This is a genomic window from Bacillus sp. WC2503, from assembly GCF_052682895.1.
Genome location: NZ_JBQYMD010000001.1, coordinates 2,044,720 through 2,068,707 on the forward strand (window position 1 = coordinate 2,044,720; position 23,988 = coordinate 2,068,707).

The 23,988-nt window shown below is 33.4% G+C and carries 21 protein-coding genes; 5 read left to right on the forward strand and 16 right to left on the reverse strand.

The features are described from left to right. Positions 1 to 351 precede the first annotated feature (351 nt). The 4 genes from pulA to ACUN26_RS10425 form a co-directional block, all read right to left on the reverse strand. Positions 352 to 2,922, reverse strand: coding sequence for a type I pullulanase (gene pulA / locus ACUN26_RS10410; protein WP_001223295.1), 2,571 nt, complete (start codon positions 2,920 to 2,922; stop codon positions 352 to 354). Between the two features lie 483 nt (positions 2,923 to 3,405). Continuing rightward, positions 3,406 to 5,109 carry a M4 family metallopeptidase gene (locus ACUN26_RS10415; protein ID WP_000799180.1) on the reverse strand — a complete coding sequence of 568 codons (1,704 nt, stop codon included), beginning with the start codon at positions 5,107 to 5,109 and terminating at the stop codon, positions 3,406 to 3,408. A gap of 344 nt (positions 5,110 to 5,453) precedes the next feature. Beyond that, positions 5,454 to 7,406, reverse strand: a complete 1,953-nt coding sequence (locus ACUN26_RS10420) for a bifunctional metallophosphatase/5'-nucleotidase (protein WP_002038889.1) — start codon at positions 7,404 to 7,406, stop codon at positions 5,454 to 5,456. Between the two features lie 557 nt (positions 7,407 to 7,963). Continuing rightward, on the reverse strand, positions 7,964 to 8,479 hold the full coding sequence (locus tag ACUN26_RS10425; RefSeq protein ID WP_001091625.1) for a DinB family protein: 516 nt from the start codon (positions 8,477 to 8,479) through the stop codon (positions 7,964 to 7,966). Positions 8,480 to 9,003: 524 nt separating this feature from the next. On the opposite strand from ACUN26_RS10425, the gene secY reads away from it, so the two are divergent. Further along, entirely contained in the window at positions 9,004 to 10,308 is a 1,305-nt protein-coding gene (gene secY, locus ACUN26_RS10430) for a preprotein translocase subunit SecY (RefSeq protein WP_000490109.1), read from the forward strand. Between the two features lie 84 nt (positions 10,309 to 10,392). Here the strand turns inward: secY and ACUN26_RS10435 are convergent, their stop codons facing one another. Then, positions 10,393 to 11,310: a DMT family transporter gene (locus ACUN26_RS10435; protein WP_000234346.1), complete on the reverse strand. Its 918-nt coding sequence runs from the start codon at positions 11,308 to 11,310 to the stop codon at positions 10,393 to 10,395. A gap of 147 nt (positions 11,311 to 11,457) precedes the next feature. Here ACUN26_RS10435 and pdxR point away from each other — a divergent pair, with 147 nt between their 5' ends. After that, positions 11,458 to 12,891, forward strand: coding sequence for a MocR-like pyridoxine biosynthesis transcription factor PdxR (gene pdxR, locus ACUN26_RS10440; protein WP_000706565.1), 1,434 nt, complete (start codon positions 11,458 to 11,460; stop codon positions 12,889 to 12,891). A 131-nt stretch (positions 12,892 to 13,022) separates the two neighbouring features. On the opposite strand, the gene ACUN26_RS10445 is transcribed toward pdxR, so the two are convergent. Next, positions 13,023 to 13,949, reverse strand: coding sequence for an NADP-dependent oxidoreductase (locus ACUN26_RS10445; protein WP_000644552.1), 927 nt, complete (start codon positions 13,947 to 13,949; stop codon positions 13,023 to 13,025). A 211-nt stretch (positions 13,950 to 14,160) separates the two neighbouring features. On the opposite strand from ACUN26_RS10445, the gene ACUN26_RS10450 reads away from it, so the two are divergent. Continuing rightward, positions 14,161 to 15,015 (forward strand): alpha/beta fold hydrolase, encoded by an 855-nt coding sequence (locus ACUN26_RS10450; protein WP_000136873.1) that lies wholly within the window; start codon positions 14,161 to 14,163, stop codon positions 15,013 to 15,015. A gap of 125 nt (positions 15,016 to 15,140) precedes the next feature. Here the strand turns inward: ACUN26_RS10450 and ACUN26_RS10455 are convergent, their stop codons facing one another. Together ACUN26_RS10455 and ACUN26_RS10460 are read right to left on the reverse strand one after the other, a co-directional pair. Next, positions 15,141 to 15,476: a hypothetical protein gene (locus ACUN26_RS10455; protein WP_001257765.1), complete on the reverse strand. Its 336-nt coding sequence runs from the start codon at positions 15,474 to 15,476 to the stop codon at positions 15,141 to 15,143. 11 nt (positions 15,477 to 15,487) lie between these two features. Continuing rightward, positions 15,488 to 16,657: a ParM/StbA family protein gene (locus ACUN26_RS10460; RefSeq protein ID WP_000025613.1), complete on the reverse strand. Its 1,170-nt coding sequence runs from the start codon at positions 16,655 to 16,657 to the stop codon at positions 15,488 to 15,490. 209 nt (positions 16,658 to 16,866) lie between these two features. Between ACUN26_RS10460 and ACUN26_RS10465 the strand changes: the two genes are divergently transcribed. Beyond that, positions 16,867 to 17,271: a hypothetical protein gene (locus ACUN26_RS10465; RefSeq protein ID WP_001080326.1), complete on the forward strand. Its 405-nt coding sequence runs from the start codon at positions 16,867 to 16,869 to the stop codon at positions 17,269 to 17,271. A gap of 42 nt (positions 17,272 to 17,313) precedes the next feature. On the opposite strand, the gene ACUN26_RS10470 is transcribed toward ACUN26_RS10465, so the two are convergent. The 6 genes from ACUN26_RS10470 to sleB form a co-directional block, all read right to left on the reverse strand. Then, a complete protein-coding gene (locus tag ACUN26_RS10470; RefSeq protein ID WP_000158249.1) occupies positions 17,314 to 17,850 on the reverse strand; it encodes a DUF1697 domain-containing protein in 537 nt (178 codons plus the stop codon). 148 nt (positions 17,851 to 17,998) lie between these two features. Then, entirely contained in the window at positions 17,999 to 18,496 is a 498-nt protein-coding gene (locus ACUN26_RS10475; RefSeq protein WP_001020893.1) for a GNAT family N-acetyltransferase, read from the reverse strand. Positions 18,497 to 18,521: 25 nt separating this feature from the next. Further along, positions 18,522 to 18,878 (reverse strand): hypothetical protein, encoded by a 357-nt coding sequence (locus ACUN26_RS10480; protein ID WP_000976449.1) that lies wholly within the window; start codon positions 18,876 to 18,878, stop codon positions 18,522 to 18,524. A 107-nt stretch (positions 18,879 to 18,985) separates the two neighbouring features. Next, positions 18,986 to 19,582, reverse strand: coding sequence for a YhcN/YlaJ family sporulation lipoprotein (locus tag ACUN26_RS10485; RefSeq protein ID WP_000698005.1), 597 nt, complete (start codon positions 19,580 to 19,582; stop codon positions 18,986 to 18,988). Between the two features lie 26 nt (positions 19,583 to 19,608). Next, positions 19,609 to 20,949: a germination protein YpeB gene (ypeB, locus tag ACUN26_RS10490; RefSeq protein ID WP_000943731.1), complete on the reverse strand. Its 1,341-nt coding sequence runs from the start codon at positions 20,947 to 20,949 to the stop codon at positions 19,609 to 19,611. A 15-nt stretch (positions 20,950 to 20,964) separates the two neighbouring features. Continuing rightward, positions 20,965 to 21,744, reverse strand: coding sequence for a spore cortex-lytic enzyme (gene sleB / locus ACUN26_RS10495; RefSeq protein WP_001249053.1), 780 nt, complete (start codon positions 21,742 to 21,744; stop codon positions 20,965 to 20,967). A 145-nt stretch (positions 21,745 to 21,889) separates the two neighbouring features. Here sleB and ACUN26_RS10500 point away from each other — a divergent pair, with 145 nt between their 5' ends. Next, on the forward strand, positions 21,890 to 22,222 hold the full coding sequence (locus ACUN26_RS10500) for a YqzG/YhdC family protein (protein ID WP_000811610.1): 333 nt from the start codon (positions 21,890 to 21,892) through the stop codon (positions 22,220 to 22,222). 201 nt (positions 22,223 to 22,423) lie between these two features. On the opposite strand, the gene ACUN26_RS10505 is transcribed toward ACUN26_RS10500, so the two are convergent. Continuing rightward, a complete protein-coding gene (locus tag ACUN26_RS10505) occupies positions 22,424 to 23,047 on the reverse strand; it encodes a Pr6Pr family membrane protein (RefSeq protein ID WP_001204117.1) in 624 nt (207 codons plus the stop codon). Between the two features lie 16 nt (positions 23,048 to 23,063). Continuing rightward, the gene (locus tag ACUN26_RS10510; protein ID WP_000346270.1) at positions 23,064 to 23,981 is read right to left on the reverse strand and encodes a serine hydrolase domain-containing protein; all 918 of its coding nucleotides are present in this window, start codon (positions 23,979 to 23,981) and stop codon (positions 23,064 to 23,066) included. Positions 23,982 to 23,988: the final 7 nt, after the last annotated feature.

A 23,988-nucleotide genomic window follows, 5' to 3' on the forward strand; every position in this document is an offset into this window, starting at 1 on the left:
AATGCAACTTACTTTTACATACAAGTTATTTACTAACATATCGTATTTAAAATAGAGAAAAGACACCTTAAATGGTGTCTTTTCTCTATTTTAATTCCATATACTTTTTCATGTTTGCTATTTTTTAAACGATTTGTAGGAATTAATACAAAGATATCTTCTCCTCCTACTGTTACAATAGAAATAATTTCTTGTCTATTTCCTTTATTAAATTGTAATATAATTACAGTATGTGAAATTATATTAATTTAATTTTAAAAGCGAAGTGAAAATAACCGTCACTTCGCTTTTTGCATGTACAATCCTTATTACATGTACTCAATTCAGTATATACTTCCACATGACTTGCTTTTATTTAATCGGTTTCGCTGTTTTTAAAACGAATGAACTTAATGCAGGAACTTTAATTTTATTATTATGGACAACATAAAGTGTTTTACTACCTGCCTGCTTACCATCTACTAGTACTTTCCAAGGACCTTTCGATGGCAAAGTTATGTCAACGGATTCTCTATTTGCATTGTGAGCCACCATAAAGTTTTCATTTTTATTCCCATTGCCCTTTCCATCTATTGAATAAGCTATAACATTTTTGGGAGCATCTATAAATGATATATGCTTTTTAATTTGCTCAGTAGATGTCATTCGAAAAGCTGGGTACTTTTTGCGTAAATCTATTAAGCCCTTCATATAATCTACTTCATTATTATATGCTGCACGGCGTAACCAATCCATCTGGTTAATTGAATCAGGAGATTTGTAACTGTTATGATCACCATATTTCGTGCGCATAAACTCTTGCCCTGCATGTAAAAATGGAATTCCTTGTGATGTTAATAAAATTGAAGAAGACAATTTGTGCATTTGTTTTCGCACTTCTGCACTGTCACCTGGATTAGTTAACTCAAGTTTATCCCATAATGTATGATTGTCATGAGCTTCCACATAAGTTAATACCTGTTCCGGATCTTGATAGGTAGACGAATTTGTATCATAGTCAATGCCTGCTGTAATGCCTTTTTTAATACGGTCTTCCATGTTTTGCTTTCCATTTACAAAACCATTTTCTTTCTCTTCAAATACACTACCTTTCAATCCATCACGTATATTATCGTTAAAATGAGCAATCCCTTTCATTTTCTCCGCGTTTTTTTGATTTGCTTTCAACTCAGCTGCAAGAGGTGTATTTAAATCCCAGCCTTCTCCATGCAGTATAATGGAAGGGTCAATTTGATCAACAGCTTTACGTATCTCATTCATTGTTTCATAATCATGAATGCCCATTAAATCAAAACGGAATCCATCTAAATTGTATTCTTTTGCCCAATATGTGACAGAATCAACCATAAACTTCCTCATCATTTTTCGTTCTGAAGCAGTATCATTTCCTACTCCAGTTCCATTTGCAAATGTTCCATCTTCATTGTATCGGTAATAATAACCTGGAACTAACTTATGAAAATTAGATTCAGCCGCATTATACATATGGTTATATACTACATCCATTACAACACGAAGATTATTATCATGTAGCACTTGAATCATTTGCTTTAATTCAGTTATTCGAACAGTCGGCTCATATGGATTTGTAGAATAGGAGCCCTCTGGGACGTTGAAGTTTTTCGGGTCATATCCCCAGTTGTATTGTGGTTCATTTAAAGTTTCTTCATTGACTGATGCATAATCAAATATCGGTAAAAACTGAACGTGCGTAACACCAAGATCTTTCATATGATCAAGTCCTGTTTTTACACCTTCAGGCCCTTTTGTTCCTTTTTCTGTTACCCCTAAATATTTTCCTTTCTGTTTAATGCCACTTTCAGGTTGGATGGAAAGATCGCGTACATGCAATTCATAAATAATAGCATCTTCCGGTTTTTTAAATTCCGGTTTTTTATTTGCTTTCCATTTTTTCGGATTTGTTTCGTTTAAATCAATGACTACACCTTTATCTCCATTTACAGAAGCAGCACGCACATATGGATCAACTGCTTCAGTCCATTTATCCCCAATTTTCACCTTATACGTATAAAAGAGACCTTTTTGGTTCCCTTTAATTTCTGCTTTCCAAGTTCCCTTTTCACCTTGTTGCATGTTTATTTCAGTACCTATTTTATCGTTCCATTTTTTATATGTAACTAACTTTGCTTCACTCGCAGTAGGAGCCCATACACGGAATTTTGTATGTTGCGGGGAATATATATTCCCTAGATCGTTACCACTATAATAAAATAATTTATCAAACTCTTCGCTACGAATGACTTTACCGATTTCAGTATTCGTATAAGCTAAGTTTTCTATTTTAACTTTGTATGTCTGTTTTAAATCAATTTTCTGTTCTGTAATTATTTTCACCTTATTAGTAATATCTCCACCATTTTTATCAAAAGGATTAATTTCCTTAATTTTAATGCCCTCAATTTCAATTTTCTGTTCCTTAATATTAAAAGGAACATTAGTCGTTACAGTGATTTCATTAAAACTATCAATAGTAGCTTTTTGAATTGTGAGATCTGAAGAAGGCTTAGAGTTATATACTTTTTCATCACCCGAAAGAATCCATACTTCAGCACGACCGTCCTTTATATTTTCAATCCAACGATCGCCACCATCTTTTTCCCACTCATTCGTACGAATAATAAATCCTACACGATTATAGTCACCATCTATTTTAATCTTTGCGTACTTTCCAAATTCATCTTCACCAGTAAATTCATATGATTTACCATTTGCATTTTCTCCCCACATCCAAAGATTCCAGTCTTTTGTGTTTCCAGACTGCTCTTTGTAATGAACGATAATTTCAGTTGTTTTTAAATTTGAAACTGCCTTCACATTCTGAAAAGAGAAAACAGATGATAACATAACGATTATAGTAAGTAATAAAACTGATTTGTTAATTAATCTTTTTGTTATTCGCACCACATACACCCTTTCTTTAAATAGTACGAGCGATTTATTATGCTCGTATAAATTACACTGCTTAAATTAAACTAGAAATCTCTTTTACTTCACCTCCATATTGGCTATTTTCACATATGTATTTCAATGACCTTTTAATACGAAAGCGTTTGCATTAAAACTTAAAAAAATAGATTTTTTATGCCTTTATATACTTATAAATACTAAAAGATCAGGGAAATCATTTTAAAGCAATCGTTTGTTATCGCTTTCATTCTATAGCACTTTCTATCAAGAGGTCAATATATTATTAATTTTCTGTTTTTATATACATTTAACCTTATATATTATTCGCAACGTATTGAAGATAGACAGCCTAATTATCGCTTAGTAAGTTTATTATCAATAATGCATTGCTGTGTAAAAAAACAGCTAATATCCTTAAAGTGACATTAGCTGTTTTTCATAATGTATTAATATAAGAATGAAAATGATACTTCTAACTTACTTAATTTTTGCTGCATCAAATGCCTTTTGAACTGCTTGAACTTCAGCTGTATTCGCTCCATATTTATTAGTTGCCACTCGAATACATGCAGACTTCAATTCTTTGAAATTAGAAGTCATGTTTAACTCATCTGTATTTGCATAATAGAAAATATCAAACATTTTATCTTCACCAATTCCTTTAACAGTTACTCCGTTATGAGTTCCGCCTTTTGCAATGAGATACGCAACTTTATTAATAATGCTTGAATTAAAATGAACGCCGCCTTGATCCCAGCCATTAAAATCGTTAAATTCACTGTAATCATCTGGATAAGGTACTCCAAGTGAAGATGGCACAGAAGCTGGGTTTTCCATATCACGGAAAACAGATCCGGTTTGTTCACCCATTGTCCAGTTAAATGTTCCGTTATTTACGTATTTCTCAATAGATGTTCCCATAATATCAGATAGTGCCTCATTGATTGCACCAGATTCACCGTAATATTCAAGATTAGATTCGCTAGAAGTAACAGCATGTGTAAATTCATGTCCAGCTACGTCATATGCTTTAACGATAGGATCGCCATATACAAGCATACTTCCATTATTAGCACTTAATGCATTCTGCCAATTTTTCGGATCGTTCGTATCTTCAGAATCCCAAGCATGTACAACTGAAACTACCTTTTGTCCCTTATTATCAAAACTATTACGCTTGTATTTATCTTTGTAAAAATCAAATACCTTTGTTGCTAAGTAATGAGCACTTACTGCTTTTGGATCGTTAAATGTTGTTGAAGTACTAGTTGCTAATGTACCAGGATAATAGCTTTCTTCTTTAGTAATATCTTTGTAATTCACATCATAAGTTTCAATTCCTTGCCCTCTTGTATAATCAGCAAGCGCATATTTGCCATTACTTTGTTTAGAAATACCAAATGAACGAGAAATACCTAAATCATCTTTTCCTGTTCCAGTTAATGATGTAAGACTGCTTTTTTTACTTTCCTTTAAGGCCCCAACTAGTTTTTCACTTGCTTTTAAGTTAGATTCTTGTACCATATTTTTTAACATATTGCCATTTTGCGCATTTACTAAATAAGTTCCAGAAACATAGTTTGGTGTTGCAGCTTCAAATGTAACTTGGTATGCATTGCTAGCTTGTCCATTATTTTCATCAACAAAAATAACTTCCTTAATTTCTGGCTCAGAAATAAACTTGATATCGTTCCCGTACTTCGTAAAAATATATTGTTTTGCTTCATCTTTTGATAGATTAATAGTTTTTTTCAATTCTTCTTGTTTTAAATTTTGCGCGCTATCACCTGAAACACTTTTAATAACCCCCTTATTATCTACGTGTGCGGTTAATTGATGGCCATATACTTCTTTTCCTTCATATGTTTGCTGGATACGTACGAGTGTAGTCCCATCATACGAATCACGTTTTTGAAGAACTTTATAATCTACTCCTGTTTCTCCATTGACTTGTTTTTGGGACAGAGCTTGTTCTGTTTTCTCCTTAAGTGCATCCTTTACTACATTTTCTGGTGCCTTTTGTGACGGTTGTGTAAGTTCACCCGAACGGAACGATTCCTCCTGAATTTGAACTTGTAGTTGATCTGTTTCCTCTGCATGACCTATTCCGTATGGTGCCACAGCTGTTAAAGCTAATCCTGTTGTTAATGCTACCTTAGTTAATGTCTTTGTGTTTTTCATTTTTTCACCTCGTATAATTTTTGAAATAGAAAGCTTGTACAAAGTATACTGTCTATTTATGTCGAAAAAAAGAGAAAATACAAAATTTATGTAATATTATGCAAAATTACATAAATTGTGGTCAATATTGTAAATAATTAACGGAACACATAAGTACATTAATTTGAATAAAAAAAGAATCCTTTTTGGCAGCGCTCATCCAATTGGTTAGTTATTAATTACCTATATTTATTCTAATAAAAGTACACTTACATCTAAATAACAACATAAAAACCCACTCTTTACTATTGTAAGAGTGGGTTTAATGCTATTAAAATAACAATTACTATAAGAAACCTTATAATTTATATTTTTTTAGTAATCCTACTAAGTTTTTTATAAAATTCACCTTTTGTCTTTGTATGATTAAACTGATTTGGATTAATATTAGCTTTTTGTGAGAGTGCTACAATCTCTTCTTTTGTAATTGAATCTTTAGTATTTATAGATGCTATATTTGTATATTTTCCATCTTCTGTTTTTGGAATTTCTAAAATCCCTTTATTTACAAGATCAACTACAGCTTTATGCTCTGAAGAATGTGTATCTACACCAGTAATTTTCCAATTACGCATAACTTTTGGCGTATATACACCGTTCTTTACCTCTTTTAAATACGTAATAGCAAGGTTACGAATGGTTCCACCTGTTTCTCCGAATGCATTCTCTTGTTTAGATGACCAAGTTTGTTCAAATTTACGTCCCTCTAAAGCTCCCCCTTTTGCCTGTAGAGCCTCCATTCTATACGCATTCATTCCTAGCGTCATAACATCGCTCATTTTAATCGGTTTATTTGTACGAATAGAGCGTAAATTTGTAATTCTACTACCATATGGCTTTGTTAAATCAATTTCGTATTTTACGCCTCCAAAGAAATCATTCGTACTGTATTTAGACGCGCGACGGTTTTTATCAAAACTAACTGTTACATCTCCGGCACGAGATGAGTTAAAATATCCTGCTGCCCATTCCATATAGTCTTTTAAATCTTTTCCAGTTATCTTGTAAACTGTAATTTCTCCCAAAGCATATTGATAATTATACGCAATATCTTTCTTCTTTATAGGCCCTATATCCAAACGGGCAGAATCATTATCAATTTGATGGGCTACTACATCCGCTTTACTGTAATGGAGCATAACTTCATGAAAGAAATCTGATAAAGGTGTCTCTTGAATCTGCACACTTGGAATACCCTTTATTTCATTTTCAGGAACAAGGTTTCTCCCTTTTAATTGAGCAACTACAACATTTGCATCTCCTCTTGCATACTCATGAAAAGGTGTTAATGTTTCTTCAAGTGCAGAATCAGATAATACTGTTGTTCCATCAGCATTTTTTACAGGTATAGCGGTAGCTGTTTTATCTTTTAAAACAAGCTTTCCATCTTGCTTTGTAAAAGTAAGGTCAATACGTGAAATATGCGTTCCATATTTATCTGGTTCTGTAATAATTACGCCATTTACAACTTCTTTTTTTACAAGTTTATGCATATGAGCCGCAAAAATAGCGCTTAGTTCCGGACAAGCATTCGCAATATCTTGAACACCAGTACCTGGGATTCCATTCTCATTTTCTAGTCCCATATGCATAACCCCTACCATTACATCTACTTTACCTTCTAATTCTTTAATTGCCTTTTTTGTCTCTTCTACTGGATTTTTCACTACTAAACCATCCAAATGATCTGTCCCTTTTTCAAAATCACTAATCATTGGTGTATTCATACCAATAATCCCGACTTTAATTCCACCTTTTTCAACAATCGTATATGCAGGAAGAAAACGCTCTCCATTTTCCTTATAAATATTTCCTGCTAACGTCTTTCCTTTATATTGCTCACTAACTTTTTTCAATGTATCTAATCCAAAGTTGAATTCATGATTTCCAAATGCCCAGGCGTCATATCCCATTGTATTCATCGCTACCATCATTGGCGATTGTGGCTTATCGTTGAATAATTCTACTGAGTTTCCTTGAATTGTATCCCCGGCATCTACTAATATGGTATTTGGATTTTCTTGACGTACCTTCTTTATAACCGTATAAAGCTGCGTCAAACTTCCACTCATATTTGCTCCATCAAGCGCATAATCCCAAGGCATAAATCTACCATGAATATCTGCAGTACCTAACAATGTAATGTTAACATCAGATTCCTCAGCCTTAGAAATAGCTGGTTTGACTGTTACTGCTGTTACAAGAAGCATAAGAATAATAAAATAGCATACATAGTTCTTCCATTTCATTTTTTGCATAATAACAATATTTCTCCCCTTTTTGTACTGGCATAAAGTTGCTTGAACTTTAAAAATGTAACTTATTATTCGGAAAAATTCAACTACAAAAGATAATTTTGGAGGTGGTTTTACTGTGAAAATATAGAGAATCAAATGCATATTTCCCCTAACAGAATAGTATGTTATCGTTTTCTAACAAAATACTTCTTCCTCCAACGTGTGAAGAGCGCTAAACCAACGGTAGATGTATATGTGCTTTCAAAATTTTGGACATATAACTCATTTTCGGATTTCATTACCAATTTACTTCCTTCTATATGAAAATACTGAGATCACTTCCAAAAATAATAACCCCGCTCTTCATTTAAGACGGGGTTCCACTTATACAGCAAATCGGATTCAGTTTTTTTTCGAATGTTCGTTTCCTCTTCAGGAGTAAGATCTGCTAGTTTCGTATTTTCTTCTGCTTATTAGTTGCGTTCAACTACATTCATCATAATTTTAATCAGGATTTGAATTTTATCACTCGAACCCTTGATACTATCCCAAATCGCCCAATAAAAAGATAATGATTTTTACTTTTCAACTTCACAAAGCAATTTTATCTCTTTAATTTGTTCTATATGACGCTGTTCATGCAAATAGATCAGTTCTATCCACTGATCTAGAAGTAATTCTCCAAGAGCTGGATGCATCACTGATTTTTTCGCTAATATAGATTCATCTTCTATTGTACGCAGGAAACGCATCAATTCTTTTCTAGCGTTGTTTAACAAATCAATCATTTGCTGTACTTCAAATGTTTCTATACTTGGTTCAATCATTTCTGGAGCTATAAATTTTATCGATCTATCTAATACAATAGCGTGAATTTCTTTACGCTCATTTTGGATACTATCCATCTTTTTTAATCCTGACGAAATAACTGTTATAACTCTCTCGTCTAATAAAACTAAGTGATGACAAACTTGTGCTATACTCCATTTATCCTGATCTGGTTTTCTATTAAATTGAGCATCACTTAACAAAGTAATTTCCTCAAATAATTGCTTTCTCGTTTCATCAAACTTGTCATTTACAAATGTATTCATGTGAATTCTCCTTTCATTAGAACCTACATACTTAGATTCCTACGTTAGAAATATTCTCTATAGAAAAAAGATTTTCCTTCACTACTATTTCAATCAAATCTTTTCTTGCTTTAATAGTTTCTCTAATTCACGACGAAATATATGCGTTTTCTCAAAATCCTTGAGGTTTTCATGTGCTACAGTTACACCATAATACTTTCCACTGAATCCTTTCGATACAACTACGTAAAACGTTCCTAATTATCAATCTAGCATTAAGTAAATGTAAAAAATCACCCTATTTATTCATTTTTCATGCGTATGTATGTACATTTGTTAATTTATTCGATATATTATGGGTATTGAATGATTACGAAAAGATAATAGGTCGCTCGTATAACACCTTATATTTTTATATCCGTGAAAACTGCAAAATGTATGAAATTCCATTTGTCAAATGAATTTAATGCGGAAGGAGGTTTGTGGTTACTTCATCGGGATATAATAATCAGTTTTGAACTGATAAAAATATAGGAGGCGACATAATGTTTCGTACGATTTCAAATTTCATGAGAGTAGCTGAGATAAGAAACAAAATTCTTTTTACACTAGCGATGCTAATTGTTTTTCGAATTGGCACATTTATTCCAGTTCCTCATACTAACGCAGAGGTATTAAAGGTACAAGATCAAGCCAACGTTTTAGGTATGCTAAACGTATTTGGTGGAGGAGCATTGCAACACTTCTCGATCTTCGCTGTAGGTATTACACCATATATTACAGCTTCCATCATAGTACAATTACTACAAATGGACGTTATACCTAAATTTTCGGAATGGGCAAAGCAAGGTGAAATGGGCCGTAAGAAGTCAGCTCAATTTACTCGATACTTTACAATCATTCTTGCATTCATACAATCCATTGGGATGTCTTATGGTTTTAATAATATAGCAGGTGGACAATTAATAACAGATCAAAGCTGGACTACATACTTATTTATTGCGACAGTTTTAACTGCAGGTACTGCATTTTTACTTTGGTTAGGTGAACAAATTACCGCTAATGGTGTTGGTAATGGGATTTCAATGATTATCTTCGCAGGACTTGTTGCGGCAATTCCGAATGTTGCTAATCAAATTTACTTGCAACAATTTCAAAATGCAGGCGATCAATTATTCATGCACATAATAAAAATGGTTTTAATTGGACTCGTAATTTTAGCGATTGTTGTTGGTGTCATTTACATTCAACAAGCTGTTCGTAAAATACCGATTCAATACGCAAAAGCTGTATCAGGAAACAATCAATATCAAGGAGCAAAAAACACTCATTTACCGCTTAAAGTAAATAGCGCTGGTGTAATTCCAGTAATCTTTGCTTCAGCCTTTTTAATGACGCCGCGTACAATTGCGCAGCTCTTCCCTGATTCAGGCGTATCCAAATGGTTAGTCGCAAATCTTGATTTTGCACATCCAATTGGAATGACGCTTTATGTCGGTCTTATCGTTGCTTTCACATACTTCTACGCATTTATTCAAGTAAATCCTGAACAAATGGCTGAGAATTTGAAAAAGCAAAACGGTTATGTTCCTGGTATTCGTCCTGGTAAAGCGACAGAACAATATGTAACCAAAATTTTATACCGTTTAACATTTATCGGTGCAATTTTCTTAGGTGCAATTTCAATATTACCACTCGTATTTACGAAAATTGCTACGTTACCACCTTCTGCTCAAATTGGTGGTACAAGCTTACTAATCATCGTCGGTGTAGCACTAGAAACGATGAAGACGTTAGAAAGTCAACTAGTGAAACGTCATTATAAAGGGTTTATTAAAAAAGTTAATTAATTATAAAAACACAGTTGGTTATTTTCCCGACTGTGTTTTTGCGTTTACTACCCCGGTAATATACAGGGCTGTTACATTATCCAACTACAGTTCCTTCTCTAATAACCGCCCTTGTTTGAAATACGTCCGGATTGTAGAACGATTTGCTAAAAATACTCCAATCAAAATGAGACACGCTCCAATACCCATCATCGGATTTAATGGTTCTCCTAAAACAATATATCCTACAATAATTGCTATTAACGGTGATACATATAACCACGTCGATGGGAATACAGGATTTGTTTTTGCTAAAAGCCAGTAATATAATCCGTGCCCACCAATTGATCCGATAAATATGAGATATAAAATAGGCCACTGTACGCTCCATGAGGTTAATACAGTTACATTCGGCTGCTCTATTATGAATGATACGATTAGTAGTAAAATCCCTCCATAAAACATTTGAATACCGTTAATAAGAAATGGTGATACACTTCGTAAATCCGAAAGTATTTCTTTTGAGCGAATAGAACCTATTCCGTAAAATAACTCCCCTACTACTAAAACAATACAAGCAATACTCCATATGAAACTTACTTCTTGATGCATTCCTGGTAAAGAAACAAAAATAACACCTATTAGCGCAATAATTAAAGCGAAAAATTGCTCCTTTTGCAATGTTTTCTTATTTCTTCTTGCTTGTAATAATAAAATCATCATAGGACCTGTTGCAGAAAGTACAGCAGCTAACCCAGAAGAAATATATTGTTCAGCCCAGTACAAAGATGCGAATGTCATGAACGTTAAACAAAAACCAGCATACATAATACGTTTTGAAAATACATGCGGCATAATTTCTTTTCGCTTTAACTTAAATATAAACATTAAGATTACTCCTGCTAAAAAGAAACGAATTCCTGCTGAAAATAATGGAGGCGCTCCTGCTTCAATTCCGATTTTTATCGTTAAAAATGTTGTGCCGAAAATAATACATACTAAAATATAATTGAAAATGACCATTTTTCTTCCTCCTTTTTACTCTTAACATGAGTATAGAGGGTTTCGTGTATAACAGTGTATCTATGCTTATAACAGTTACATCAAATTGTAGTTGATTCTCTTTATATTTTTCGCTTTAATTAAATAAAAAGGAAACAAGGTGAAGCCATGAAGATTGTAATACGGAAAGAATCCAACATACCGTATTATCAACAAATATATATGCAAATCGTTGAAAGAGTACAAAGTGGCATGCTTTCATATGGTGACTCCCTTCCCTCATTACGTTGTATGGCCGAAGATTTACAAATTAGCTTATTGACTGTTCGTAAGGCGTATAAGCAGCTAGAAACGAAAGGATATATACGCATCGAGCAAGGAAAAGGCGCTTATATATATAAACGTGTAAAGAAAGAGTTCAAAACAATTCCTTATAAATGGCAACAAACGAAAACTATTAATGTTATGCGTTCTCAATATGCAATGAATCAACACCGAAAATATTATGATTTTTCACAAGCGATTTTATATCCACGTCTATTACCAAATCCATTTCTAGCAGACGAAATGCACAAATTGCTGGATAAAAATCCGATGTTACTAGCAACTTATGGACCTATTCAAGGCGATTATGAACTTCGAGTTGAAATAGTTAATTATCTAAAAGAACATCAGAAATTAGTGACAGACCCCTCTCAATTATTAATTACAAGTGGTGCCCAGCAAGGAATTGATTTGATCGCTCAAACATTATTAAAACCTGGAGATATAGTATTAGTAGAAAGCCCTTGTTATGGCGCAGCACTTGATGTTTTTCTCAACAAAGGAGTGCAGATTATACCTATTAGTCTTGATAAAAACGGCATTCGCTCAGACTTAATAGATGACCTTTGTCAAAGAAAGAATCCTGTTTTGTTATATGTGAATCCTACTTTTCAAAACCCAACAGGTACAGTAATGAGTAAAGAACGGAGATTGGAACTTATAGAACTAGCGGAGTTATATGAGTTTTTTATAATTGAAGATGATTCTTTCGGAGAAATATATTTTGAGGATGCTATAGTTCCTCCTCCAATCAAAAGTTTTGATACGAATGGTCATGTAATATATTTAAAAGGTTTTAGTAAAACGTTAGCACCTGGACTACGTATCGCTGCACTTATAGCCGATGGGCCTATTTTTGAATGGTTATATGCTGTGAAGGGTTCGATGGATATCGGTAGCCCGTTATTAACGCAAAAAGCACTACTTCCTTTCTTACGTGCAGAACGTATGAAAAATCATTTAGAAAAATTACGCACCGCTTTACAAATTAGACGCGATTTAACAATCGCTATATTATCGCCACTAAAAGAAATACACTTTAAAATACCAAATGGCGGCTTTAATTTATGGATTACACTTCCTAATACAATTGATCCTTTTAACTTATTACAAAAAGCAAATGAAGCAGATGTCTCTTTTTTACCTGGAACAGCTTGTCTATTAAATAACGATACAAATAATAACCAATTAAGAATTAGCTATTCCATGTTAAATGAAAAAGATATGGCGATTGGATTAGAGAAATTACATGATACAATACGAAACTTTAATTTTTAAAAGTATGTTCACTAGCCCATCAAACTAAGAAAAGCTAATACCCCAAAATAAAAGTACTTTGGGGTATTATAAAATTATGGAGTACTCCAATTTATCTTTATTCACTACAAGTCAATATACAGCGGCTATCATCATTCCACTTTAATTACAATCTTACCTCTAACATGTTGCCCTTCACTCAAAATATGAGCTTCTCTAACCCCTTCTTCATTAAGTGACACAACTTTACTTATGATCGGTTTGATTTTTCCATGTACAATTAAATTTGATAACTCTTCTAATTGTTTTCCACTTGGTTTTAGCCATAAAAATCCTGATTTTATCCCTTTCACTTTATAATTTGGTTCATGAACAATCGAAACTAGAACACCGCCAGGTTTAATAATTTGAAAACTTTTTTCTTGTACTTCGCCACCGATTGTATCTAATACAATATCAAAATCTGATAGTAGCTCTTCAAATTTATCTTTTTTATAATCAATAACGAGATCCGCTCCTAAATCCTTTAAAAATTCTTCATTTTTACCACTTGCAGTAGTTGCAACAAAAGCTCCAAATGATTTTGCAATTTGGATTGCTAAACTTCCGACACCACCAGCTCCAGCGTGAATAAATACTCGGTCATTTTCTTTTATTTTTGCGTAATCTACAAGACTTTGCCAAGCAGTAAGTCCTGCGAGTGGAATAGAAGCTGCCTCTTCAAAACTTAGGTTAGTAGGCATATAAGTTACTAAATCTGATTTTACCGCAATGAATTCAGCATAAGATCCCTTCCCTATATTTTCAGGTTTCGTAAACACTTTATCTCCTATTTTGAAACCTTCTACCTCTTCTCCAACCTCTTCGATAACTCCAGCTACATCTAACCCTAAAGTAATTGGAAATGAAAATTGCAATTGTTGTTGTAAGTCTCCTTTTCTAGTTTTCCAATCAACTGGATTAACAGATGTTGCGAGAATGCGTATTAATACCTCGTTATATGTAACAACTGGTTTTAAAATTTGTCTTTCTTTTAGTTCTTCAACACTACCATATTCATCAATAACAATTGCTTTCATTTCCTCTCCTCCTTGCTGTTTATTTTAATAACTTACAATTATTTTTCAAAATTTTTTGCTTTGAATGACAATAAACATGTTTAGAGGTGGTATTTATGCTACGCTATTAATTAATGTGAGTTCCAAATTCAATTTTGTGTACATCTTAGAATCATACAGAATTTTATTTTCTATGTTTGTAATAAAATCCAAAAGAAATGGAGATAACACTATGACCGAAAAGATGATTAAAACAAACGGGACTGATATTTGTACAGAAAGCTTTGGAAATCCTAATAATCCAGCAATTTTATTAATTATGGGAGCTACGTGTTCAATGGTTTATTGGGATGAAGAATTTTGTGAACAGTTAGCTAGCACAGGGAAATTTGTCATTCGCTTTGATAACCGTGATGTAGGACGCTCTGTTACATATGAACCTGGAACTTCCAATTATACGGTAACAACTATGGCTGAAGATGCAATTGGGGTGCTGGATGCCTATCATATTGATAAAGCGCACTTATTTGGTATGTCATTAGGTGGCATGATTGCTCAAATTGCCGCTGTAAAACATCCTGAAAGAATTTTAACGTTAACTTTACTAGCAACAAGTGTTATAGGCTCAGATAACAACACTCGCGATTTACCTCCGATGGATGAAAGAATTTTAATACATCATGCAAATGGTGCAAATTTAGATTGGTCAAATCAAAACGCTGTGACAGAGTATTTAGTTACAGGCTCTCGTCTATTGTGCGGCTCAAAACGTTCATTTGATGAAAACAGAGTTTATACACAAGTAAAACTCGAAATAGAAAGGGCTAACAATCTATTAAGTATGTTTAATCACGCTTTACTTCAAGGTGATGATGCTTATGAAGGTGTACTTAGCTCCATACAAGCACCCACATTAGTAATTCACGGAACTGACGATACAGCACTACCATTTGAACATGGTCTCGCACTTATTGATGAAATTCCAAACTCAGCACTTTTAATTCTTGAAGGAGCAGGACATGAAAACCATCCTGATGACTGGGAAAACATTATTCAAACTGTAACAGAACATACATCTAAAATATAGATAAATAATAAATAGAAGGGGCACAAATTTGTGCCCCTTCTATTTATTGGAATAGCGATACACTAACAAAAACCCATCACTGTATCCATATGTATAGTGATGGGCTTACATAAATGTTTCTATGTTTAAAAAAATGGACAATCTAATTGATCAACAGATTCCCATGATTTTTTTTTTACACTTTCGGTGGATTTATTCGCTTCTAGTGGTACGTTTTTAAAAGGATTTACTTCGACTTTTAATAAGGATGAGGGCTCCATATATAATGAGAAAACATGGCTATTTGGTAAAGTTTTTGACACATCAATATCTCCTACTTGTTTAAATAATTGCTGTGCTGCAAAGAAAAAGAAATTAGTTGGGTTTGATTGTTTATTAAGCCATGCAAGCATTTCAGGTGATACTGATTTATGAATATTGATTTTCACTCGATCACCACGTTTATATCGCCTAGATCGCATGTTTCCACCAACTAACTTATCGTTAAGTTTGTAAACCCTAACTCTTTTTGTTTATGTTCTCTATACTTTGGCGAACAAGTGTAGACTAATAATCCTCTTGCATTTGTAAATAGTGGATTATCTACAAAGATAACATTTGTTAAACGCCCTTTTTGTTTTAAAATCATTTTCAAGCTATTTTTAATGATAACTGCGCCCCCACCATAAATAAACACGTATGGATCGTCTTTCATATCATCAATTTTATTAATAATATCAGTTGCGACGCGCGCAGCTAAACCTAATAGTGCTGGTTGTGATTCCTCAACTAATAATGCATTCCTAGGATGTTTATCATTTAAATAAATTTGATTGAATTCTGTAATACTATCAATCGTCTTTGTTGGATACTTCCGGTTCCATCTCGTAATAATTTGTAGTAACGTTTCTTTTACACCGTACGATAATCCTTTACTTAATTGCGGACGGAAATTTACCCCTAACGAAACAACTTCTTCTGTTGTCCCCGCACCAATATCAAAAGACAATAAAGTTTTATCAACAAAATCAATTTCTGAAACTTGATTTTGTTCACATTCTATTTTATGTTTCACAACATTTCCTTCTTCATCATATACAATGCCCCACGTCCCAGAAGCGCCCTCAGGCAGGCATTTACAAAACTCAATAGAAACATTAATAGTAACATCACGACCGTTCGGATAATGGAAAACAACCTTGTGATTTCCCATATAACGTTTTGCATTTTCGGCAGCTATTTCTTGTGTAATAAGCTGCATAGGAAGAGCGACAGATAAATCATATCGAATGTTAATATGACTAGAAGTTGGACTTTGACGCATAGCACTTACTGCTAAACCCGATAGTATTGTAATAACCATTAGCTCATCCGTCGACTTATTCGATTTCTTCTCCACTTCAGTACCTTTTAATTGATCTTGAATGACTTTTTCTCCAACGATGTACCGTACATTATTTAACATTAGCGATGGAGAACTAATGGTCACATCGATATGATTTTCTAATTCAGATAATGACACATCCCCCTCATCTAACAATCCTGTAGGCTCACCTATATATAAAGAATAAATACTCGGAATAAAAATAGGGTCTTGCCCTTTCACCATTAACTTCAAACCGTTATTTCCTGCATCTGCACCAGCTTTTAAAAGTATAGACATAACTACCCCCTAAATTAATCTGACATCCCTTCCAAATATATGCGAGCCTATTCTTTTACATTCAAATGTAATGTAATTTTTTATTTATCATTAAAACAAAATACTATATACCTTCGCCTTGCTTGTAAAAAGTATTTGACATGAACCTTTTCCAATTTTATACTATAAATGGAAAGAGTTTTTTACAATCGTGGGGGTGTTGTTCTAATATGAATCGTAAAAAATTCATTTTAATAACAATTGTTTTATCATTAGTCGGAGTACTTATACACGGAGCTTATAAATACATCAATGGAGGTGTAATTTTAGGTGGAACAATTTTTACAAGCGCTTTAATACTTAGCTACCTCATCAATCATATTACATGGGGAGATCCCCACGGTGTATCAGAAGAAAGTCAGGATGAAATGGGACAGCAAATTACATATAAAAGCTTTAAAATCGCGTATTTTGTACTTGTAGTTGTATTGTTCCTTCTATTACTCTTCTCGGAAGGTTTTTCTATGGGTTCCAATTTAGATGGAGTTAAAAACCTACCACTGTTTATCGCACTTTGTTCTTCATTCTTTATTTATCCTATTGTCGAACTCATAGTTGCAAAACAATATAAATAAAAGATGAGGTTTTCTATATATAGAAACCTCATCTTTTTATATTTACATACCCTCTACAATTGCTTTTAATTTATTAACAGTTCGCCAATTCCTTACTGTAGCTGGTGTATGTAACTTCTGAAATTGGTTCATTAATTTAGAATTCCGAATGCTATTTTTGAAATACAAATATACAACCTTCTCATCTATATAGCAATCTTCAAGTTCACTTTTGTACATAAGTAACTGCTTCCTCTCATCTTCAGAAAATGGATGAGCTAAAAAGGCAACGTGTATACTTTCTCCTTCTAACAAAGCATCCGCCTTATAAGGGGAATATTTTATAGTATTTATTAATTCTTCATTTGTTTTTAGGATGACTTGAACATCAAAATTAAATTCCTTTTTAATTTCAGATTCAATTTTTACTTTTAGAGCGTTTATATCTTCCTCAGATTCAAACACGATATTACCGCTTTGAATATATGTTTTCACTTGTTTTAATCCTATTGATTCAAACAATCGTTTTAAATCTGCCATTTTGATTATTTTATGTCCACCTACATTGATTCCCCTTAGTAACGCAATATAAATTGTCATATCATTACTCCTCGCATATTCATTGACCTTTCAATTATATATGTTGAAACCTTTATCTTTTTTGGATACCTACTTTCGTTTTTACTAACATAACACAAAATAAAAAAAACTTACTACATGAATGTTCAAGAGTAAGTTTTCTATCCCGTTATTTTATTATAGGTAAATGCATTATTATTTGTTGACCAATCGGTCCCATTCTTCTAAAGCCTCTATCTTCGAAGCCAACTTTTTCATATAACTTTTGTGCTGGCATATTTTTTTCATTTACAGCAAGTACAACTTCATTTTCTATTGGAAAATAACGTTTTACAAAATCTTTTAATAATGCCAATGATTTTTTAGCGTATCCTCTTCTTTGTTTATTATAATTTATAGAAAATGATGTTAAAAGTAAAGCATCTTCATTCTCTGTGAACTCTTGTACTCTTTCGCCTGTTTGTAATGCGAAAAGACCAACAGGTACCCCGTTGTAATCTAAAATAACAATTACATTTTTTGTGCGATCGCTTTTTGCTTTTTTCAATAATTCGCCTGGATCTGATGTGAATTGAACTTGTTCACTTGGTAAAGTAAATGATTGTATAATTTCTTTATACGTCTCCTTATACGGAACTAATTGTATTTCCCCAGTATGTATGTTCATGCTATACTCTCCAATTTTTATCAAATTAACTTAAACCTTGCTGTGATTTAGAATGCACTTTTCCATCCAAAAATGTAATTTCAACAAATGAATTTGGATTATTCCCCTTCCAAGCAAAAATTTGTTTAATTTGTGTAGAATGTTCTACCCCTTCTTCTATAAGTAAATTTCCTTCAAAACCGATTAAATCTTTCACTTCTGTATAAGTCATTCCTTCATCTATTTTTGAGAAATGATTTATATTGATAAATTCTTTCTTCTGACTTTCCATCACAGTAGAAGAAGTCGCTGTTTGCTTTTTCACTTCTTTCTTTTGTTCACAGGCTGTCATACTGAAACTTAGGCAGAAACCACATAAAATAAATGCACTTTTTTTCATCATAACAGTTGTCCCTCCCACAATAATTAAACCATATATTCCCTTAAAAATAAACTGAATATTTAATATTATATTTAAAAAGCCTCGTACAATTTAGTACGAGGCTCATTTTACTTATTCAAATGATTATTAGATTGGTCATTCTGTTCTTTTCTTAGTTCTTGTTCTTCATCTTTTGGTAATTGCTTGTCATTATCTTTAATTGGATTCGTTTCTCTATTTTCAATCATATCATTCGGAACTTGTGGCATCACGCGGCCAACAATTGCTGCTAATTCATCCAGTATACCTTCGCCAGTTTTCCCTTTTTTAATTTGCTTTCCAATTTGTTTCAGCCGTTCATACGTATCAACATCAGCTACAACGACTGCATTCGCACCATCCGGATCGTTTTTTAAACTTTCTGCAACAGAGTACTTAATTGACTCAACACGAGTTCGGTCTAGTTTCGCTTTTACATCAATACCTACAATAGCATATTTTCCAACAACTACTGCTGTTGCATCATTCACACCTGGCACACTTGCCGCTAAAGATGCTAAATGATCCGCTGCTTTTTCATTTGGCTTATTTGATTTGTTTGTATAATTAACATTTTTCATTGAGACATTTTTTTGTTCTGGCTTTTCATTTGGATTGTCTTTTTTTCCAATACTGCATCCAGTTATAAAAAAGCAAAGCATCAACACATATATTAGGATTTTCATTCTTTTCACCACTTTACTATTAAGGTTTAATCATAAATTTTTTCAACAGCTTGCATTTTTTTCACTTTTTCTTCTGCTCCGCTATTCGCATTGATGAAAATTTGATACGTATCTTTCCCTAACGTTCCAACAAATTCATAGCAAAGTACTTCATTATGCAAATCATTTACTACAACTGCTTTTCGCTCTTCCATCACTTTCACATCAGGGTTAATTTTCTTCCTTGCTTCTGCTGCAGTTAGCTTGGCAGACGGAATTGTTCGTTTTTGATGTGATGCTAAATATTCTTTTGCAGAAAATCCAACGATAGATCCGTCGTCTAAAGCAATTTTCATTTGGATTGCTTCCGGATAAATCCGTACGCCATTCTCATTTACTACATAAGTAAACACGCCGATAGTATCATATTGAGAACTATCATAGAGCTCCATATTATTAAACTTATGATCCTTTAAAAACGTCAATCCTTTACTTCCTGCATCATTTAAACTAATTTTCTGTTCTTTAATTTCTCGATTATTCATTACCCAAATTGGATATCCGCCTTTTCCGGTAATATCCATGTAAAACTCATTATTCGTTGCAGAGTCTTTAATCTTCACACTATAGAATGATTCTTTCGCACCTTTTCCACTTTTCTCTACATCGACTTTTTCATTTCCTTTTAAATTTAAAAATGATTTTGCGATTTTTGCTGCTTCATCTTTAGAAATTGCCTTTCCTTCTGCTTCAAATCCACCTTTTTTATTTTTTTGTGCACTTGTAAAGGTCGGTCCGAAGTTTGTAGAAGAGTATGATGTTACGTTTTTCTCTACAGTTTTTAATCCATCAATAATTGTGTTATCTGCTGGATCGCGATTTGATGCAAGTGCCATTTCAACATCCATCCAGCGTAAATTATTTTTCAAAACAAGATGTTGTACTTTCCTTAGTTCATCTTGTATATTTCCCGCATTTGAATATAAAGTTTGCAACGTTTTATATTCTTGTTCATTTAACGGCTCTTTTTCTAAATCACGAATGGCTGCACGGTAACTAAAATCACCGATATTTGCTAAAAACTCTTCCGTTTTATTAAACGGCATTAATGTTAACGGGAGTTGTCCTACATCTGAACGAGCTTCAGATGTTAAACGCCATACATCTGCTAATGCAGGTGATAAAGATGAGCGTGAATTCATCGCAAGTGTTGTACCAATTTTATCGTGTAATAAATCAACTTCGTATGCTAAATCATGGAATGCTCGTTGATAACTATTTTCCGCTCGAATTAAAACCGCATTTTTCTCTTGGTGCTCTTTATAGCCCCAATATCCTGTTCCAACTACACCAACTGTTAATAATACAATGATAATACCTCTTAACATTGTCCCACCTCCGCTCTATTTACAGAAAATATGTTTACCAATTTTTTTAATTTGTGGACGAGTCCAAATCCATTTACTTGTCGCAGTATCTGGGTTGAAATAATATAAAGCATTTCCTGTTGGATCCCAGCCGTTTATCGCATCTAAAACCGCTTTTTTCGCTGTTTCATTTGGCGTTAAATATATTTGTCCATCAGCCACCGCTGTAAACGCTCTCGGCTCAAAGATTACACCTGAAACGGTATTTGGGAATGATGCGCTTGTAACACGGTTCAAAATAACTGCAGCTACTGCAACTTGTCCTAAATACGGCTCACCACGTGATTCTCCATATACTGCATTTGCCATGAGCTGAATGTCATTTTGGGAATAACCGTTCGGAACATTTGTCCCTTTATTTTGTGGTGGTTTATTTTCTTGTGCAGTGCCACCACTATTTCCTTTATTCGTTGTCGTCCCTTTATTCGCAGTCGACTTATCATACTTTGTTGCCTTTACGAGCATCTGCTTCGTTTTAGCACCCGCTAAACCATCAACAGGTAGTCCAAATTTCTCTTGAAAATTCCGAAGTGCCCAATATGTACCCCATCCGAAAACACCATCTACTTTTCCTGTATAAAATCCGTTATATTTCAAACGAGATTGTAGTTCAATGACATCTTCACCGGATGCTCCTCTTTGAATGACTTGATTAGAAAAAGCTTCTACATTCTTTAGTTGTATACTACTGACCATTAAAGACAGTCCTATGAACGCAAGTAAAACTGCTATTTTAAAAATAGCTTTTTGGCGCATAATTTTCCCTCCTTAATTACAGAAATGATTTCTTGGTTATGTTTTGTAAAAGCCTCGCTTTTATGTAAAGAAGACAAAAAAATCCAAACTTATATCGTTGAAAGAATATGTAAACAATATACAAAAAGGAGAAAAGGAGTTCATTATGAAGCAATTGTTAAAGCGTATCGCATTCGTCATTCTTTTATTAACAACATGTTTAAATATATATACCGGGTCATCGATTGTTCATGCACAACCGCCTTATGCAAAATGGGGTAAACTTGCTGTAGAAAAGACGAAAGAACAATATCCGAAAGCAGAGATTGTTGATTATCTTCATATAGGTAGAAAACCAAAAACGGTTCAAATAACTGTTGAAAAGTTTAAATTGTGGCTACGTGAAGATGGAAAAGAATATGGTGTTTTTGTTGATGTAGAATTTGAAACGAAGACAGAGAAATTTATAAAGTTGTCGTTTCAGAAGACGAGTAGATAAAGTAAAACTTTAATCAGTGGGGGGTTTGTTCATCTCCCACTGATTATTAGTTGAACCAATCGGGCTTTTACGGGCAGTTGATCCCCCATCTAACTTCTTTGCTTTCGCTGAATTTTGAGGTGGGGGTCTTACTGCCCCGTTAATGCGGGATAAAATGAAACCCCACTGTTAAAAACGGAAACAGTGGGGCTCCTTGCATTTCTAAAATTCTTTCCTAAAGTTTCGATTCCCTAAAAATCTTACCAATATACAAATAGCGCCAATTACAACCGCTATCCCTATACTGTATAAAAGTACTTTACCATACCCACCTATTCTTGGATCTAAAAACGGATATGGATACCAATTCACGATTGGGCCACGTATTAAGCTATATACAACGTAAAAAAACGGGAATAAGAGCCAACTTGCAGATTGTTTCCAAGTGATTTTCTTAATAGGTGGATTTAAAATCCAATCTAAAAGCATTGCAATCGGCATGATATAATGTAGCACTGTATTTACCCATGGTATTGCCGTTTGAAGTGACTCTTCTAATCCTCTTAATAGCAAAAAATAAATGAGTCCTGTCGTAAGTATGTATACCGTTGCCGCACCTCGAAGTATACTAAATTGTTCTGAGCGACCAAATGTAGCTGTTCCGATACTACTTAAAAGGAGAATACATACAACTAAAATGTTACTTTCAATCGTAAAGAAACTAAAAAAATTAACTGGATTGAACGGTTTCAATTGTGCCCTGATTATGAATTGCGTAATAATGGCACTACATGCTAGAAGACTTAAACATAGTCTAAATAAAGATAAAGTTTTTTCATCCCTCATACATTCCCTCCTTTTCTTATATATAATTGGAATTTCCCTGTACATGCTCAATAAATAATTTTAATGGAACGAGCCCACGTTTTGGCATATGACTACTTATAATAGCTACTACTTCTAACTGAGGAATGATAACGATGTATTGTCCGCCGTACCCCATAGCGAAATATATACAATACGGTATGTGAAATCTTTCGTTATGTAATACCCACCAGTGATATCCATATGCGCCAACATGTTCATATGTTTCAAATTGCGCCCTACTTGACTCTTCTAACCATTTCGCTGATACAATTTCTTTCTCATTCCAATATCCATTTTGCAAACATAGTTTTCCTAATTTTAATAAATCGGTAGATTTCATTTTCATACCGAAGCCGCCGACATATATACCTTGCGGATCTTGTTGCCACTCATATTCGCTAATTTCTAATGGCTCAAATAAATATCTTTTCACAAACTGCTCTGTCGACATCCCAGTAGCTTCTTGAATAATATAGCTAAGTAAATGTGAAGAACCTGAATTATAATTCATTTTTGTAGCAGGTTCTTCAATTATTGGCTTTTCTAATATGTACTGTACCCAGTTCTCTGATTCTACAAAGTCATTTGGGAATACTACTCCATTCCCAAACTCTTTCCAATCCTCACCAGTAGTCATTGTTAATAAGTGATACAGCGTTAAATCATGTTTTTCCCCAGGTACATTTTCAATCCACTCTGTAATCGGTGTATGTATATCATTTATATAGCCCTTATCAATTGCAATACCAATTAATAAAGATATGATACTTTTTGTAATCGAATTTATTTTATATAAGTTATTTGCACATTCGGGTGTTTTATAATACTCAGTTGTTAATTCCCCTTTTTGATAAATAAGAAATGTATTCACTTTTTTCTTTTCAAATTTATTTTGTAGTTGCTTAAAATCCAAAAATCTT